Annotated in this window: 16 protein-coding genes; 7 read left to right on the forward strand and 9 right to left on the reverse strand. The window is 56.7% G+C overall.

Features of this window, described 5'->3' with window-relative positions; genetic code table 11:
• Window positions 1-67 precede the first annotated feature (67 nt).
• Both M0974_RS06805 and M0974_RS06810 read right to left on the reverse strand, forming a co-directional pair.
• Window positions 68-1186, reverse strand: coding sequence for an NDMA-dependent alcohol dehydrogenase (locus tag M0974_RS06805; protein WP_297834399.1), 1119 nt, complete (start codon window positions 1184-1186; stop codon window positions 68-70).
• A gap of 60 nt (window positions 1187-1246) precedes the next feature.
• Entirely contained in the window at window positions 1247-1696 is a 450-nt protein-coding gene (locus tag M0974_RS06810) for an NUDIX domain-containing protein (protein WP_297834401.1), read from the reverse strand.
• Between the two features lie 275 nt (window positions 1697-1971).
• On the opposite strand from M0974_RS06810, the gene M0974_RS06815 reads away from it, so the two are divergent.
• The 7 genes from M0974_RS06815 (at window position 1972) to M0974_RS06845 (ending at window position 8770) form a co-directional block, all read left to right on the forward strand.
• Window positions 1972-3222, forward strand: coding sequence for an FAD-dependent oxidoreductase (locus tag M0974_RS06815; protein WP_297834404.1), 1251 nt, complete (start codon window positions 1972-1974; stop codon window positions 3220-3222).
• Between the two features lie 59 nt (window positions 3223-3281).
• On the forward strand, window positions 3282-3605 hold the full coding sequence (locus tag M0974_RS06820) for a 2Fe-2S iron-sulfur cluster-binding protein (protein WP_297834408.1): 324 nt from the start codon (window positions 3282-3284) through the stop codon (window positions 3603-3605).
• 28 nt (window positions 3606-3633) lie between these two features.
• A complete protein-coding gene (locus M0974_RS06825) occupies window positions 3634-4374 on the forward strand; it encodes an SDR family oxidoreductase (protein WP_297834410.1) in 741 nt (246 codons plus the stop codon).
• 45 nt (window positions 4375-4419) lie between these two features.
• Complete coding sequence (locus M0974_RS06830) at window positions 4420-5676, forward strand: cytochrome P450 (protein WP_297834413.1); 1257 nt, start codon at window positions 4420-4422, stop codon at window positions 5674-5676.
• A gap of 3 nt (window positions 5677-5679) precedes the next feature.
• The gene (locus M0974_RS06835) at window positions 5680-6795 is read left to right on the forward strand and encodes an enoyl-CoA hydratase/isomerase family protein (RefSeq protein WP_297834417.1); all 1116 of its coding nucleotides are present in this window, start codon (window positions 5680-5682) and stop codon (window positions 6793-6795) included.
• The gene (locus M0974_RS06840; RefSeq protein WP_297834419.1) at window positions 6777-7928 is read left to right on the forward strand and encodes an acyl-CoA dehydrogenase family protein; all 1152 of its coding nucleotides are present in this window, start codon (window positions 6777-6779) and stop codon (window positions 7926-7928) included. The genes M0974_RS06835 and M0974_RS06840 overlap by 19 nt, the downstream gene beginning before the upstream one ends.
• Before the next feature lie 62 nt (window positions 7929-7990).
• The gene (locus M0974_RS06845) at window positions 7991-8770 is read left to right on the forward strand and encodes an enoyl-CoA hydratase (protein WP_297834421.1); all 780 of its coding nucleotides are present in this window, start codon (window positions 7991-7993) and stop codon (window positions 8768-8770) included.
• Window positions 8771-9248: 478 nt separating this feature from the next.
• Here the strand turns inward: M0974_RS06845 and M0974_RS06850 are convergent, their stop codons facing one another.
• The 7 genes from M0974_RS06850 to M0974_RS06880 all read right to left on the reverse strand — a co-directional run bounded on the left by M0974_RS06850 (window position 9249) and on the right by M0974_RS06880 (window position 15792).
• Window positions 9249-9488, reverse strand: a complete 240-nt coding sequence (locus tag M0974_RS06850; protein WP_297834424.1) for a DNA-binding protein — start codon at window positions 9486-9488, stop codon at window positions 9249-9251.
• A 285-nt stretch (window positions 9489-9773) separates the two neighbouring features.
• Window positions 9774-11207, reverse strand: a complete 1434-nt coding sequence (locus M0974_RS06855) for an NAD(P)-binding domain-containing protein (RefSeq protein WP_297834427.1) — start codon at window positions 11205-11207, stop codon at window positions 9774-9776.
• Window positions 11204-11908 carry an ABC transporter ATP-binding protein gene (locus M0974_RS06860; RefSeq protein ID WP_297834430.1) on the reverse strand — a complete coding sequence of 235 codons (705 nt, stop codon included), beginning with the start codon at window positions 11906-11908 and terminating at the stop codon, window positions 11204-11206. The genes M0974_RS06855 and M0974_RS06860 overlap by 4 nt, the downstream gene beginning before the upstream one ends.
• Entirely contained in the window at window positions 11905-12657 is a 753-nt protein-coding gene (locus M0974_RS06865; protein WP_297834433.1) for an ABC transporter ATP-binding protein, read from the reverse strand. The genes M0974_RS06860 and M0974_RS06865 overlap by 4 nt, the downstream gene beginning before the upstream one ends.
• Window positions 12657-13661, reverse strand: coding sequence for a branched-chain amino acid ABC transporter permease (locus M0974_RS06870; protein ID WP_297834436.1), 1005 nt, complete (start codon window positions 13659-13661; stop codon window positions 12657-12659). The genes M0974_RS06865 and M0974_RS06870 overlap by 1 nt, the downstream gene beginning before the upstream one ends.
• Window positions 13654-14565: a branched-chain amino acid ABC transporter permease gene (locus M0974_RS06875; protein WP_297834438.1), complete on the reverse strand. Its 912-nt coding sequence runs from the start codon at window positions 14563-14565 to the stop codon at window positions 13654-13656. The genes M0974_RS06870 and M0974_RS06875 overlap by 8 nt, the downstream gene beginning before the upstream one ends.
• A gap of 102 nt (window positions 14566-14667) precedes the next feature.
• On the reverse strand, window positions 14668-15792 hold the full coding sequence (locus M0974_RS06880; protein WP_297834441.1) for an ABC transporter substrate-binding protein: 1125 nt from the start codon (window positions 15790-15792) through the stop codon (window positions 14668-14670).
• Window positions 15793-15893: the final 101 nt, after the last annotated feature.

A 15893-nucleotide genomic window follows, 5' to 3' on the forward strand; every position in this document is an offset into this window, starting at 1 on the left:
ATGGGCATTGTTCTCTCACTGTCTTCGGGGGCATCGCGCTACTGCGGTCCAATTACCAATAATCGGATCAGCTATAAACAATAACGCCACGGACATTTTTACCTTCACGTAGGTCACTGTAACCTTCGTTTACCTGGTCCAACGTGTAGGTTTTGGATATGACCTCATCCAGGTTCAGCCGTCCGCCTGTATACATACGCACCATCTTCAAAATGTCCCAGCTAGGCGAAACAGCGCCAAACATTGATCCCTGAATCCTCTTTTGCTTGAGCGTCAGATCGAAGATCGATAGTTTGAAATCGACATCAGTGGCCCGACCCAGTGAAGTGCAAACGACTATGCCATTCTTGCCCACCGATTCCAGCGCCTGCTGCAAATGCTGAGGTTTCAATGTGCCCAAGGTAATGGCGGCGGAGTCCGCGCCGTGGCCATCGGTTAATTGTTTTGCCAGCTCGGTTGCTTCTTCGATAGTGGCAACACCGTGGGTGGCCCCTACCCGCATCGCTTGGTCACGTTTAGTCGACACAGGGTCTACGGCGATAATATATAAGGCTCCTGCGTGAGCGGCACCTTGCACTGCGAAGTTACCCACACCTCCACAGCCCATCACAATCACCGTCTGCCCGGGCTTTACCTGAGCCGAGTTGACGGTAGCTCCCCAGCCAGTATTGACCCCACAACCGATCAAACAGGCTTTTTCCAGGGGCACGTCTTTTGGAATTTTTACCGCTGACGTCGTCGAAACGGTGGAGTATTCACTGAACGTACCAATGCCGCACCACTGGCCAACGGGTCGACCTTGGTAAGAAAGGCGAAAACTGCTTGAGTCCTCGAATCGCGAACCCATGCTGAAGTTATCGGTCAGTACACACAGATTCTGGTGCCCCGTTGCACAATAACGGCATCGCCCACAGCCCGGAAGACACGACAGCACTGCATGGTCTCCTACTTCCCACCCCGAGGTATGTGGCCCAACCTCAACGACGATACCCGCCCCTTCGTGGCCGCCGCACATGGGCAACATGCCCGCAGGAAGGTCGCCGGAAGTCAGGTGTTCGTCAGAAAGACACAGACCGCTAGCGACCATTTTGATCATGATTTCGCCAGTTCGAGGCGCATCAAGGTCCAACTCAACCACCTCGTAAGCTCCAGGCACTCGCTGGATGATTGCGGCGCGGGTTTTCATTTCACTTCCTCGTTTTTTATTTTTATGGGTAAACGTGTTTGAGCAGGGACAGCCTGGCAATCAGCGATACGTGGCACTCGGCAGCTGGCACATAAGTTTGCTCAGCCAATTGACCGTCGGCAGTGATTCAAGCTGGTCTTCGAAGACCCAACATGCACCATCATTTTCCCAATTCAGCTCAACGCTCTCGGTCATACTTTCAAAATGAAAGGCATGCACACACCAGCAGTTACCGTGGTGGTCGTGCATGTTCACAATGGCTGCGCTGCCCTGAAGCAGGTTACTTGCGCTTATGCCCAGCTCTTCCTGGATTTCCAGCAATACATGATTCAGCGGATCGGCCCCAGCAGGCAGGAAGCCTGTAATACAGTGCCATTGCCCGACATTCCCGCTCACCAATGCACTGCGTCGAAACAACCCTAACCGCCCGCGATGCGTCAGTACGCCAGCAACAACTTCAAAGCCTGCGTCGAGCGGCGCAGAAGTGTCGGCGCTGATTTTAGTGTGCATGACGCTTCCTCTTTTTCAGCCTACCCAACGTGGCGTTTAAGCCCGGTTAGCAACCACGATGCTACGCCGAAACACGCCTGTCAACGATAAAGTTGATAGAGGTTTCTCAAACCACCAAGGATTATCCGTAGTTACCACCGCCTGCTCTGCTTGCGGTTTAAATACAGGGGAAAACTAGTCAACCACTGTGTTGACACTACAATCCAAGCCGTGCCAATCTGATGCCCGGCAACGCGTCATGCTGAGCTGGCCTCATGGATTTGGAGATAATAAAAATGAACCCAAGCCTCCACCTGCTCATTATCGGAAACGGCTGTGCCGGCACTGAAACCGCGTTTGCGGCGCGTCAGAACGGTTGGAGCGGCCCTATTACGCTGGTCGGTGAGGAACCATTGTCGCCCTACCACCGCCCGCCGCTCTCAAAAGCCTATCTGACCGGTCAAGCCAGTGCGGAATCGCTCAGCCTACGCGGTGCCATGACCTACGATAAGGAACAAATAACCTCGCTCAGCGGCCGACGTGCCCTGCACATTGATCGTACACACCGCAGCGTTACTCTCTGCGATGGCAGCCTGCTCACCTACGACAAACTGGTATTGGCGATGGGTGGCAGGCCACGGCCACTTCCTCTGGCTGAGCAGTTTCACGGTCACGTAGACAACTTTCATTACTTGCGCACTCATGCTGATGCAGACGCCATTCGCAGCAACTTCGGTGCTGGACGCAATCTGGTGATCATCGGTGGTGGCTATATCGGCCTAGAGGTTGCCGCTGCCGCTGTGAAATCCCACATGAACGTAATCGTTCTCGAAACAGCGCCTCGGGTGTTGGCTCGGGTGACCGCGCCCGAAGTGGCGGCATTTTATGAAAACGTTCATAGGAAAGCGGGTATAGATATACGCACCAGCGAACAAATAGAACGACTTGAATGCTCAGCAGATGGAAAACGCATTATCGCGGTGCTATGCGCCAACGGTGTTCGCTTGCCGGCAGACCTGGTAGTAGCGGGAATAGGCTTATTGCCCAACAGCGAACTGGCCAGCGAAGCCGGCTTGCTGGTAGAAGACGGCATTGTCGTCGACGCAGAGTTACGCACCAGCGATAAAGCAATCATGGCCATTGGCGACTGTGCGCGCCATTACAGCCATATTTACGAGCGCAGCGTTCGCATCGAGTCGGTTCCTAACGCCCTTGAGCAAGCGCGAAAAGCAGCCGCCATTTTGTGCGAAAAGCCGCCACGCCCGGATGCGGCGCCCTGGTTCTGGTCGGACCAATATGACCTGAGCCTGAAGATGGTCGGGCTCTCTCAGGGTTACGATCAATTGGTGATGCGAGGGTCTGCGTCCCAGCGGTCTTTCAGCGCTTTCTATTTATTGGGAAATCGGGTGCTGGCGGTCGACACCGTCAACCGGCCGCTGGAATTCAATCTATCCAAGCAACTTATTATTGATCGCCATTGGGTCGACCCCTCACAACTGGCCAATGACGATATCCCGCTGAAGCAACTGCTGAGCCCCACGACCTAGCTGACGATGATGTGACTGCCTGCCCTTCAGCCGGCGCCCCACCTGAACGGAGAATAATAATGCCCAACGTTACGTTCATTTCACCCGATGGTTCCAGCGACACACTCGATATCGCCAACGACACGAGTTTGATGCGAGCAGCCATCGCCAACGGCCTACATGCAATTGTTGGTGATTGTGGTGGCAGTGCTGCCTGTGCGACCTGCCATGTCTATGTGCAAGAAAAATTTCTGAATCGGCTGCCGCCCATCAGCGACAACGAAGACCAACTATTGGAATCGACGTCGTCGCCCCGTCGTGGAAACAGCAGGTTGAGTTGCCAGATCCTGATGAGCCCGGAGTTGGACGGCATTCGCGTTGAAATCGCGGAAACCCAATGGTGAACGACCAACGAATGATGAGGTGTTCAGCATGAGAATGGCAGGCAAAGTTGCATTGATATCAGGTGGTGCCCGGGGCATGGGTGCATCCCACGCGGCAGCCATTGTCGCGGCAGGTGGCAAGGTGGTTATCGGCGATCTTCTGGACGAACCGGGCCAAGCGCTGGCTGAGGAGCTAGGCCCTGAAAATGCGGTTTTTGTGCACCTCGACGTGACTGAGATGACAAGCTGGGAGCACGCGGTCACCGTGGCGAAAGAGCGGTTCGGCCGTCTCAACGTGCTGATCAACAACGCGGGGATCGTAAACCACGGCAGCTTACTCGACTACAGCCTTAAGCAATGGAACCTGATCATTGCGGTCAATCTGACGGGGCAGTTTTTAGGGATAAAAGCGGCCACTCCGCTGCTGCTGGCGTCAGCGCCCTCATCAATCATCAATATTTCGTCCACTGCGGGATTGCAGGGCATCGCCGAACTTCATGGCTACACCGCATCCAAGTTCGGTGCCCGAGGCCTGACCAAGTCAGTAGCCCTGGAATTGGCCGGTCGCAATGTGAGGGCGAATTCAGTCCACCCCGGCACCATCAGCACGCAGATGAATGCAGGCCTTGATGTCGCCGACTTCAACCCGATGGGGCGGATGGGTGAGTCAGCCGAAGTCTCCAGCCTGGTCATCTATCTGGCAAGTGACGAATCCTGCTTTGTTACCGGCGCAGAGTTTGTCATCGACGGTGGCGAACTCGCTGGCACCGGCCCGCTCAAGAACAAATAGCTCCGGACGCGTTACCCACAATAAAAACAACACTTGAGGTTACCTATGGCCAATATTGAAACACCCGGCACTGCAGCCCCCACCAAACTAAAAACGCCATTACCCGCTAACGTCCCCGCCGACCGCGTGGTGAATTTCGACATGTTCAATCCCCCAGGTATTACCGAGGGGCTGCATTCGGCTTGGAAAAAGCTGCAAGATCCGGGTGTCGCAGATTTGGTCTGGACCCCCTTTAACGGCGGACACTGGATTGCCACACGGGGCAAATTGATCAAAGAGATGTTCCTCGATCATGCGCACTTCTCAAGTGAATGCCCTTTTCTACCCAAGGAGGCTGGCGAACAATACAGTTTCATCCCCACCTCAATGGATCCTCCAGAACAGCGGCCCTATCGTCGGGTGCTCAATGAGGGCATTGGGCCAAAGGTGATTAATCGTATTGAGGGTTCGATAAAGGAACTCGCGTGTCAGCTTATTGATGACATCAAGCTCAAAGGCAGCTGCGACTTCACCAAAGAATATGCGGAAGTCTTTCCCATCCACATTTTCTTGATGTTGGTCGATCTCCCACTCACCGACGCCCCCCGACTGAAATACATCGGCGACCAGATGACCCGGCCAGACGGCACGATGAGTATGGGCGAGGCGATACAGCAGTTCTTCGACTACCTCTCGCCTTTCATCGACAAGCGCATGCGCGAGCCTGGCGATGACGCAATCAGCGCCATCGTTCAAAGCAAGGTCAATGGACGCGACCTGACCAAGGATGAGGCGCTGAAAATATGCGGTCTGGTGTTGCTTGCCGGGCTCGACACCGTGGTCAACTTTCTGAGCTTCAGCCTGCATTTTCTCGCGCAAAATCCGCAGCAACGCCAATTGCTTATCGATGACCCTACATTGATCCCAGTCGCCACCGAGGAGCTGTTGCGCCGTTTTGGATTAGTAGCCGATGCTCGACTGATCAAGCACCCCATCATAGTTGACGGTGTTCAACTGAACGTTGGCGACATGGTAGCCCTGCCGACCATGCTCTTTGGTCTCGACGAGCGTGAGCATGCTTGCCCGATGCACGTCGACTTTGCCCGAAAAGACATCAATCACATCACCTTCGGTCACGGTGTACACCACTGTGCTGGCGCCCATCTGGCCCGTCTGGAAGTGCAAACGACACTTCGCGAATGGCTAGCGCGTATTCCAGAGTTTGAAATCACTGCAGATGCAAATATCGGTTACCAGGCTGGGATCGTCGGTGCCATGACCTCGCTTCCACTGACCTTTGTCAGTCGAAGCAGGGAAGATTAAGTCATGGAACAGAACACGCTGCTGGCACACACCCACAATCACTTGGGTTACCTGACGCTTAACCGCCCCACCGGCTTGAACGCGTTAACGCTGCCCATGATACGACTGCTGGATGAGCACCTTCGTCAATGGGCCGATGATCCAGAAATATACGCAGTGATACTGCGCGGCAACGGCGAAAAGGCGTTCTGCGCAGGAGGCGATATCCGCGCACTTTACGACAGCCACCAAACCGGTGAAGGCATGCATCACGTATTCTTTGACGAAGAGTACGCACTCGATCAGTACATTCATGCTTACCGCAAACCCATCGTTGCACTGACTCACGGCTTCGTTCTGGGGGGTGGCATGGGCCTGATGCAAGGGGCGCAAATACGTGTGGTCAGCGACGACACACGCTTGGGAATGCCGGAAACAGGCATCGGGTTTTTCCCCGACGTCGGCGCCAGCTACTTTATGCCTCGTCTGCCGGGTGAGCTCGGAATTTACCTGGGCGTTACTGGGCTGCACATCCGCGCAGCGGATGCGTTATTCACGGGGTTGGCGGACTGGTGCTTACCCAGTGACCGAAGGGACGAGTTTGAACACAGGCTTGACGACCTGGAATGGAACACATCTGCTCTGGAATGTTTGAACACACTCTTGGCCTCAATGGCGAGCCCGAAATTGCTCGGCGCGGAACTGAAGGCCATGGCGGCTGCCATCGACGTGCATTTCGCTTTCGATACCGTACAAGACATTTGCGCATCCCTCAGAGCAGAAGATCGCTACGCATTTCAAGATTGGGCAGAACAGACATTGGCGCTGATTAACAACCGCTCGCCGTTGGCAGTCAGCGTCACCCTGGAACTGTTCCGTAGGGGCCGAGAGCTATCGCTGTCCGACTGCTTCCGACTGGAGGCGCATCTCACCGAGCAATGGTTTGACAAGGGTGATCTCATTGAAGGTGTAAGGGCATTGATTGTCGACAAAGACAAACGGCCTCAATGGAACCCCGCCACTCTTGCAGAAATGACACCGCAACTCATTGCAGATTTTTTTGCTGGTTTTGATTACGCGACGGCTACTTATATCGCACCACTTCACACTAAGGATCGCTCATGCACGACCTCGAACTGACGGAAGAGCAGCGCATGGTTCGCGACATGGCACGGGATTTCGCCCGCGGCGAAGTTGCACCCCACGCAGAGGCTTGGGCGAAAGCTGGCTGGATCGACGATCAGACAATCGCGCAAATGGGTGAACTGGGACTGCTCGGCATGATTGTCCCTGAACAATGGGGCGGCTCTTATATCGACTATGTCGCGTACGCCTTGGCGGTTGAAGAGATTTCCGCAGGGGACGGCGCCTTGGGAGCTGTCATGAGCATTCACAGCTCGGTGGGCTGTGGGCCCATCATCCAGTATGGAACTGCGGAGCAGCAGCAGACTTGGCTACCGGATTTGGCGGCAGGCCGCAGCATCGGATGTTTTTGCCTGACCGAGCCTCAGGCAGGCTCCGAAGCACACAACCTGCGCACCCGAGCTGTGCTGGAAGACGGTGAGTGGGTGCTAAATGGCGCCAAGCAATTTGTCAGCAACGCCAAGCGCGCCAAATTAGCGATCGTGTTCGCGGTCACCGATCCGGAACTGGGTAAGAAAGGGTTATCCGCGTTTCTGGTGCCTACTGATACCAACGGTTTCATCGTTGATCGCACTGAACACAAAATGGGCATCCGCGCCTCTGACACCTGCGCAGTAAGCTTGCACGATTGCCGCATCCCCGAAGCGAATCTGCTCGGGCCACGCGGAAAGGGGTTAGCAATTGCTCTGTCGAATCTGGAAGGCGGACTACTTGGAATCGCTGCCCAGGCACTAGGGATTGCCCGCGCAGCCTTCGAGGCCGCGCTGGTTTATGCCCGCGAGCGCGTGCAGTTCGACAAACCCATAATCGAGCATCAGAGCGTGGCCAATATGCTTGCCGACATGCACACCCGGCTAAATGCTGCTCGCCTGCTGATTTTGCACGCGGCACGCCTGCGCACTGCCGGTCTGCCCTGCCTGTCGGAAGCCTCCCAGGCCAAGCTCTTCGCATCGGAGATGGCCGAAGACGTCTGTTCAAAAGCCGTGCAAATCCACGGTGGTTACGGCTATCTGGAAGACTATCCGGTCGAGCGTTATTACCGAGATGTTCGGATTACCCAGATCTACGAAGGGTCGAGCGAGATCCAGCGGTTACTCATCGCCCGCGAACTGCGCAATTACCCGCTTTGACTGGCATTGCCATCAAACATAAAAACCGTCTGAAAAAAGGCCAACAGCTGGAGGCGATTTCCATGAGTAACGACAAAATAGTGATTGAACGTCGCGGGCATACCGCTCTGCTGACGATCGCCAACCCACCTGCCAATACTTGGGATACCGAGTCCTTGAGCCGTCTGGAATTACTGATCGGTCAGCTCAACCAGGACCCTGACATTTACGCTCTGGTCATCACCGGCCAAGGCGAAAAGTTTTTTTCGGCGGGGGCGGATTTAAACCAATTTGCCGACGGCAACAAACACGTAGCTAAAGAGATCAGCGAGGTATTTGGCAGGGCGTTCGAAGCCCTGTCGAACTTTCGGGGTGTATCAATCGCGGCCATCAATGGCTATGCAATGGGTGGTGGTCTGGAGTGTGCACTGGCGTGTGATATTCGTATCGCTGAAGAACAGGCGCAAATGGCATTACCAGAAGCCAAAGTGGGGCTGTTGCCCTGTGCTGGCGGGACGCAAAACCTGCCGTGGTTGGTGGGGGAAGGTTGGGCTAAACGCATGATCCTGTGTGGCGAAAGGATCAATGCACAAAAGGCCGAGCGTATCGGCTTGGTTGAAGAAGTAGTCCCGAAGGGCGAATCACTGGCGTTCGCCCTGCAGTTGGCCGAGAAAGTCGCCCAACAGAGTCCTTCATCCGTCAGTCGCTGCAAACGCCTGGTGATGAGCGCACGGGTGTCGACCCAAGCAGAGGGCTGGGAAAAAGAGCGGCATCTATTTCTAGAGCTATTCGATACTCAGGATCAAAAGGAAGGTGTTACCGCCTTCCTGGAGAAACGCCCTCCGGCCTGGCTGAACAGCTGAATGGCTTCACATTCAGTATCAGTCTCATCCCGTACCTGATAGACCGCGCCCGCGAAATAACCGAAAAAAAGATGGAATTCGGCCAAATTCCAGCAGTCACACTACCCTGACTGACTCAATTTGGGGGCTTGTCTCATGTGGAAACGACGTAGGCCTAGAGGCGTTGAGCACGATCTTTGCGACACTGCTGATAATCTTCGTGAGGCGGTGCGCCAACTTCTGGACATTTCGGTCGATCTGATCCGGGCCGGAAATGGGAGCGCGTTAAAGACTATTGCTAACGTGATCGTGGCCCTTCAAGACGATGAAGTACTGCTTCGTGAACATGCGGCGAGCTTGAAGTCCTCAGCGTGTGGACGTAGAGCAACGGACAGGGTCACGAGTTTAGACGCGAAGCTTTAGCGCCACGCTCCACTAGAGCGATTGCGGCCTTAGGCCTTAATAGAGGACAGCGGCGACAGGTGATTGCGCCGGTACCCTACTCCGCGTATACCGAGTCCAAATTTGTGACCGCTGACGCAGAAGAAATCACGCCCACCTTCATGCCCAACAGTACTGCGACCTTATGCGATTCCCCTCGCCGGCCCTTTTTATGCCCGGATAGAATCTGGTAGGTCGTAGACGGATCGACGCCGTGATCCCGGGCAAAATCCTGCACTGACTTCCCTTGTTGCTCCAGCCAAGCCTTGGCTTGTGCCGCCGTTCGAATGCCAGACATACGCAAATCCATCCAAATTCGTTCAAAATGGTTTATAAATAGCCTTTCAATCACCCGAAAGAATAGATCTATCCGCATTGAACATTCAAGTGAATGGAATTGGTTTCCGACCAAGGAAAGAAAGAGAGCGCTTAGATCTGTCTCAGCGAGCGTTCGGCAAGAGCAGTGGAGCAGCAACTAACGCGAAACTATTGCTGATTTATCGGCTGCGCACGTCCCACTCACACCCGCAAAGCCAGCGCCAGACCCTGATCAATAACCCCCCCGAGTTGGAGGCAACGTGTCTCAGCCTTTCTGTGGACGATGAAAATAGGGCGTCTTCTCCAACTCCCATTCCAGCTCCCAATCGACCAACTGCTGCTGGTGGGCACTGAACGACTCGCAGAACAATTGGCTGACGATCTGCTGCGCCAAGCGTTCAGCGGCGGCCGAGATGGCGGGAATGTCCGAGGCAATCGAGCCAAAGCTAAGGCTCGCGGCATGGTTGAGCACGTGCACGCGATTAAGCTCGGAGGCGCCGTCGGCCTTGCCGATCTCTTGCAGCTCAAAGCCACTGCCGAGCCAGGGATACAGCCCCAGATGACGGTACTTTGCCTCCCCGGCCGGCTCGAAGCGGTCGCGCCATAACGCTACGCGATCGGCGACCCGAGCGAACAGCGGATCGCGGGCCAAGTCGACCTGAAAACCGGTGCCGACAATCAGGAAGTCAGCCTCGTCGGTGCGGTCAGCGAGCTTCACCCGCACTTGGCCACCCTCTTGGTAGACCGACTCGATACGCGAATTTAAACGCAGTTCGAAGCGCCCCTCGCCCGCGGCCAGCGTACGCAGTACCGTTTCGTGCGGCGGAGGTGGTGGGGTGTCGTCAAGGTAAGTCGCTACCGCCCACTGATCCGCTGCGGGCAGTGCGTGCCACCCAGAGATGAAGCCGGGGTAAATATAGCCACGTGCCTTGTTGATCTGCGGCAGATAGCTGCGTCGGGCGTACATGGTGACACGTGCTGCGCCCTGTTCGAGGGCGGTCGCTGCATTGTCCCAAGCCGACGACCCTGCCCCCAGCACCGCTATGTGGCGGCCGGCCAAAGCGCTGAAATCGATGGCGTGGGTGGTGTGCGCGGCACGCGCGGGAAACAGCGCCGGGTCGATGAACGAAGGCACGCTGACGCCGCCGGCACCGGAGCGACCCGTGGCGATCACTAGGCGCCGCGCCGTCAACGAGGCATCGTCGTCGCGCAGCAGGGTCACGCCTTGGGGCGAAACGGAGAACTCGCGAATGCGCGTTTGATGTTCGATGGGCAGCTCGAAAGCGTGTGCGATCCAATCGAGATAGTCCTGCCAGACCCCATTGGGAATCTTGTACAGCGCTTCCCACGCCTCGACGCTGTAAACGGCTTCGTACCAAGCTCTAAAGGTCAGCGCGCGAATGCCCAGTGACAGCCCGGGCAGATCTTTGGGCGAACGCAGGGTGTGCATCCGCGCATAGGTAGTCCATGGCCCGCTACGCCCCTGTTCACTTCTATCGAACAGGCGAATATTTTTCACCCCCTTGAGTACCAGCGCGACTGCGGCAGCGATCCCGAACATGCCCGCACCGATAATCGCCACGTCCAGCCCACCGGTGCCTTGCAGCGGGTGGGACCATGCTGCAGACGGCAACTTAAGGTAGGCCAGTTCTTCACGCAGCCGCTCGGTCGCCAGTACTGTGCTCGGTTTAGTCGTCAATGGGTATGGCCTCCAAGATAAGCTTCGACAATGCGAGGGTCTGCGGCAATCTGCGCTGCTGGGCCCTCAAGTGTGATGTGGCCGCCGTCAATCACGGCGGCGTAGTCGGCGATGCGCAGCGCCGCGCGAGCATTCTGCTCGACCAGCAACACCGTCAGCCCCTGGGTGCGGATCTGTTCGACCAAGTGGAAAATTTCGGCGACAACTTTCGGTGCGAGACCGAGCGAGGGTTCGTCCATCAGCAGAATTCGCGGCTTGCGCATCAGCGCCCGGCCAATGCACAGCATTTGTTGTTCACCACCGGACAGCGAGCCCGCGAGTTGGCGGTAGCGCTGGCCTATTACCGGAAACAGGTCCAGTACATGCTCGGCCTCGGCTAGCCCATACGGGCCGCCACCTACCAGCAGGTTTTCGCGCACGGTCATGTTGGAAAATATCTGCCGTCCCTCCGGCGTCTGCAAAATACCGTGCGCCACCACTTTATGGCTGGGCAGGCCGGTAATGTCTTGGCCATCAAAGAAAACCTTGCCGTGGCTGGGTCTGTAAATGCCGGAAATCGCGCGCATCAGCGTGGTCTTGCCTGCACCGTTGGCGCCCAATACCGCAATGATGCTGCGCTCGGGCACCTCTAGACTGATGCCATGCAAAATGTCGTGGGTGCCAAGATTGATTTTCAAATCCTGTATCTCGAGGATGTTCATGCCCACTCCGTGCCCAGGTAGGATTCCAGAACCGCCGCGTCGCCACGCACCTCGTTTGGCGAGCCATCGGCTATTTTCTTACCCGAGGCCAACACAATAATTCGCTGACAGACTGACATCACCAGGTTCATGTCGTGCTCCACCAGCATGACGCTCAGGCCCTCGCCATGCAGACGTCGAATGCAGGCTGCCAGCTCCGCCGTTTCGGTGTCGTTCAGGCCAGCGGCCGGCTCATCGAGAATCAGCAACTGCGGCGCCATGGCCAATGCGCGCGCAATCTCCAGGTACTTGCGCTGACCATACGATAGATTGGCCGCAAGCTGGTCGGCCAAGTGCTGCAGGCCGACCTGTTCGAGCGCCTGCCAACTGCGCTCGGAAATCAGCCTGGCCCGGGCGCCACTGCCGAAGATCGTTTCGAACAAGCCTTGCCCGATCACGCCGGTCGCCGCCACGGAGGTGTTATCGAACACTGTCATATTGGGAAAGATGCGCAGGTTTTGGAAGGTCCGCGCCACACCCAAGCGAGCGATCTTATGGGGGGCCCACCCGGTGATATCGCGCCCGTTAAGCCGCACGCTGCCCGAGCTAGGCGGGACGAAACCCGTGATCAGGTTGAACAGAGTGGTCTTGCCCGCGCCGTTGGGGCCGATCAACCCTACCAGTTCGCCTTTGGCAACGTGTCCGCAGACATTGTCGATTGCGCTGAGCCCGCCAAAGCGGCGGGCCAGCCCATTGAATTCAAGCAGCATTATTTCCAGCCCACCTTTTGTCCGTCAGCCTTTTTCCACGCGCCACCGAGGGCGCCGCGCGCCAGCGAAATGGCTGGTACCTCACCGCACAGCCCCTTGGGCAGAAACAGGATGGAAAGAAACATCACCACGCCGACGATGAGGTTGCGGACATCACCCAGACTGCGCAGCGCTTCGGGCAGCAAAATCAGCAAAAAAGCCCCCACTATCGCGCCAGGCAGGCTGCCCAGCCCCCCGACCACCACCATGGCAAGAATCAGGATCGTATCGGAAAACTTGAAATCGTTTGGCGACACATAGCCCGTGGTGTAAGCCCACAGCGCGCCGGCGATGCCGGCGAAGAACGCCGCTACGGTGAACACCTGGGTTTTCAGCCGCACGGTATCGATGCCCATGGCCGCCGCGCACTGGTCATCCTCGCGCAACGCGCGCAAGGCATTGCCATAGTAGGAGTAGCTCAACCGGTAGATCGCCCACACGGACAGGCACACAGTGACGGCTACCATGTAATAAATGCCGGTATTGCTGGTGATCTCGAAGCCAAACAGGTCCATTGGCGAAAACAGCGTGACGCCGTTGGGACCACCCGTGACGTCGACCCAGTTGGTGGTCACCAAGAAAATCAACTGCCCGATCGCCAGTGTCGCTACGGCAAAGTAGATACTCACGAGACGCATGGTTGGCAGCGCCACAATAAAAGCGACCAGCGCCGAGCCCAGCCCAGCCAGCGGCAAAGCCAGCCAGAACGGTACATGGAAAGTCACACCGGCCAGCGCCGCGACATAGGCACCCACGCCGTAGAAAGCCGCTTGGCCCAGATGCAGCAGCCCGGCGACGCCGGACACCAGATGCAGTGATGAGGACAGCAACGAGAAAATCAGCACCAGACAGGCCAACTGGTAAGCGTAGCCACCACCCTGAAGGTGCAGCCCCAAGGGCACTACAAGGAAGATCAGCAACAGCATGGCGATGCAGATGGATGGAGAAAGCAGGCGTTCAGACACGTTCGCGCCCTCCCCCAAATAAGCCGCGCGGGAAGAAAATCAGCGTCAGAATCAAGAACAGATAAGGCACCATGTCGGCCCACACAGACGGCATGAAGGTGGTCGCCATGCTTTCCGAAACGCCCAGGATCAGCGCGCAGATCACCGCTCCAGGTATCGAGACCAGTCCGCCCATGACCATCGCGACGAACGCCTTGATCCCCGGCGCAAAGCCCATCGCCGGAAACACCGAGCCGTAATACAAGCTCACCAGCAACCCGGCTACCGCGCCCAATATAGAGCCCAAAACAAACGTCGAGACAATCGTGCGGTCGACATTGATGCCGCTGTACTTGGCGCCGAGCGGGTTGTTGGACACCGCGCGAATCGCCAAGCCGATACGGGTTTTTTTCAACAACAGTTGCAGGCCAACCAACAACGTCACCGACACCGCAAAGATGACGATATCGCCACTGACAATGGTAATGCCGCCGACAGAAATCGGTGTGTTAAGCATGTAGCTGACCGGCACCGGCTGCACCTGTGATCCCATCACCAACTGCAGCGCCTCACGCACGATGATGGAAACCGCCAGCGACGACATCAGCGTTGACTCGCGCATGGCGCGGGATTTCAATGAGGCTTCGTCGGCGAAGCGGCGAAACGGCTTGAACGCCAGACGCTCCAGGCTTAGGCCAGCCAATGCGCCCACACCGGCCACCAACACGACGACCAGCGCCAAGGGCGGCGAAGAAGCGGTGATCAGGAACAGTCCTGCGACCGCACCGAGGGTATAGACCTCGGAGTGGGCGAAATTGACGGCATTCAACACACCGAAAATCAGCGTAAAACCGATGGCCACCAGCGCATAGGTCATCCCCTGAGAGAGGCCTATGACCAACTGCTGAACGTAATATAAATCCATGACTGCAACAGCCTTAAACAGGCATGACCCAGTAACCGCCGCGCGATTTTCGCGCGCCGGCTAACGGGTGATCCCGAACATGTGGAGAGGTTGGGATGAGTATCAGTCTGTCACTGGCTTAAACGCGCCATCGACAACTTCAACCTTGACCAGCGTTTTCTGTGGCTCGCGGTTAGCGTCGAAGGTGGTATTGCCAGTCACGCCCGGAAAGTCCTTGGTGCTGGCCAGAGCGTCACGCACTTTGTCGCGAGTCGGGTCGGGGTACGCGCGGGCCACTGCATCGAGCATGATCAGCGTCGCGTCGTAAGCTTGAGCCGGAAATTGCCCAGGCAACTCGCCGTTGCGAGCTTGCTTCCAGGCATCAACAAAGTGCCGTACGTTCGGGGTATCTATGGTTGGCACGAAGGTCGAGCTCAAGCGGAAACCGTCGGCGTCCTTATCGGCCAACTTGAGCAACTGTTCGTTGTACGCGGCAGAACTGGAAAACACCGGCGCCTTAACGCCCAACTGATGCAATTGCTTGAGGAACTGCGCTGCGTCCTCGTAGAACACTGCGCCGTAGATAGCATCCGGATGCGAGCGTTCGATCTTGGTAATTAGCGAGCGGAAGTCCGGCGTACCCCGGTTGAAGTATTCAGAGAACACCACTTGGGTACCGTTGGCCTTGGCTTTCTTCTCGAACGCACTCACCGCCGATTGACCCCAATCGGTTTGTTCGCCGATCACCGCCACGGTTTTATAGCCTTTGGCCGCGATCCAGTCAGCGTTGAACGGCCCTTCCTGATCTTCGGTAATGATGTTGCGGAACTGCCACTTGGAAATTTTCGTGTAGTCGGGGTGGGACGCCGTCTGCGACAGCTGCGACAGTCCGGCACGCTTATACACCTGAGCCGAGGCCATCGACACGGTGGAGGTAAAGTCGCCTAGCACCCCGATAATGCTAGGGTCGTCGGCGAATTTACGCGCGATGGACACCGCTTCCTTGGCGTCGGAGCGCGAATCCTCAAAGTCGATTTCCACCGGCACCGGGAGGCGTTTGGAGGCGTTGAATTCTTTCAGTGCAATTTCGGCAGCCACTTTGAAATCCTGGCCATATTGCCCGGTGTTACCTGTCAGCGGCAGTTGGTAGCCGATCCGCAGTGCACCATCGGCAGCTTGGGTTGCACTGGCGCCAGCCAGCGACAACAACAGCCCGGCAACGCCCAGTACTGCCTTTTTGTTGATCACGATAAAGTCCTTGAATACGTAAATGAAAAGGCGTGTCAGTTCCGGTGCGAAACCGATTAACTAGGCCCGGCGACGCGCAGATTACGCATTCCATTTATGCA

This window comes from Pseudomonas sp., assembly GCF_026224925.1.
Classification (GTDB): Bacteria; Pseudomonadota; Gammaproteobacteria; order Pseudomonadales; family Pseudomonadaceae; genus Aquipseudomonas.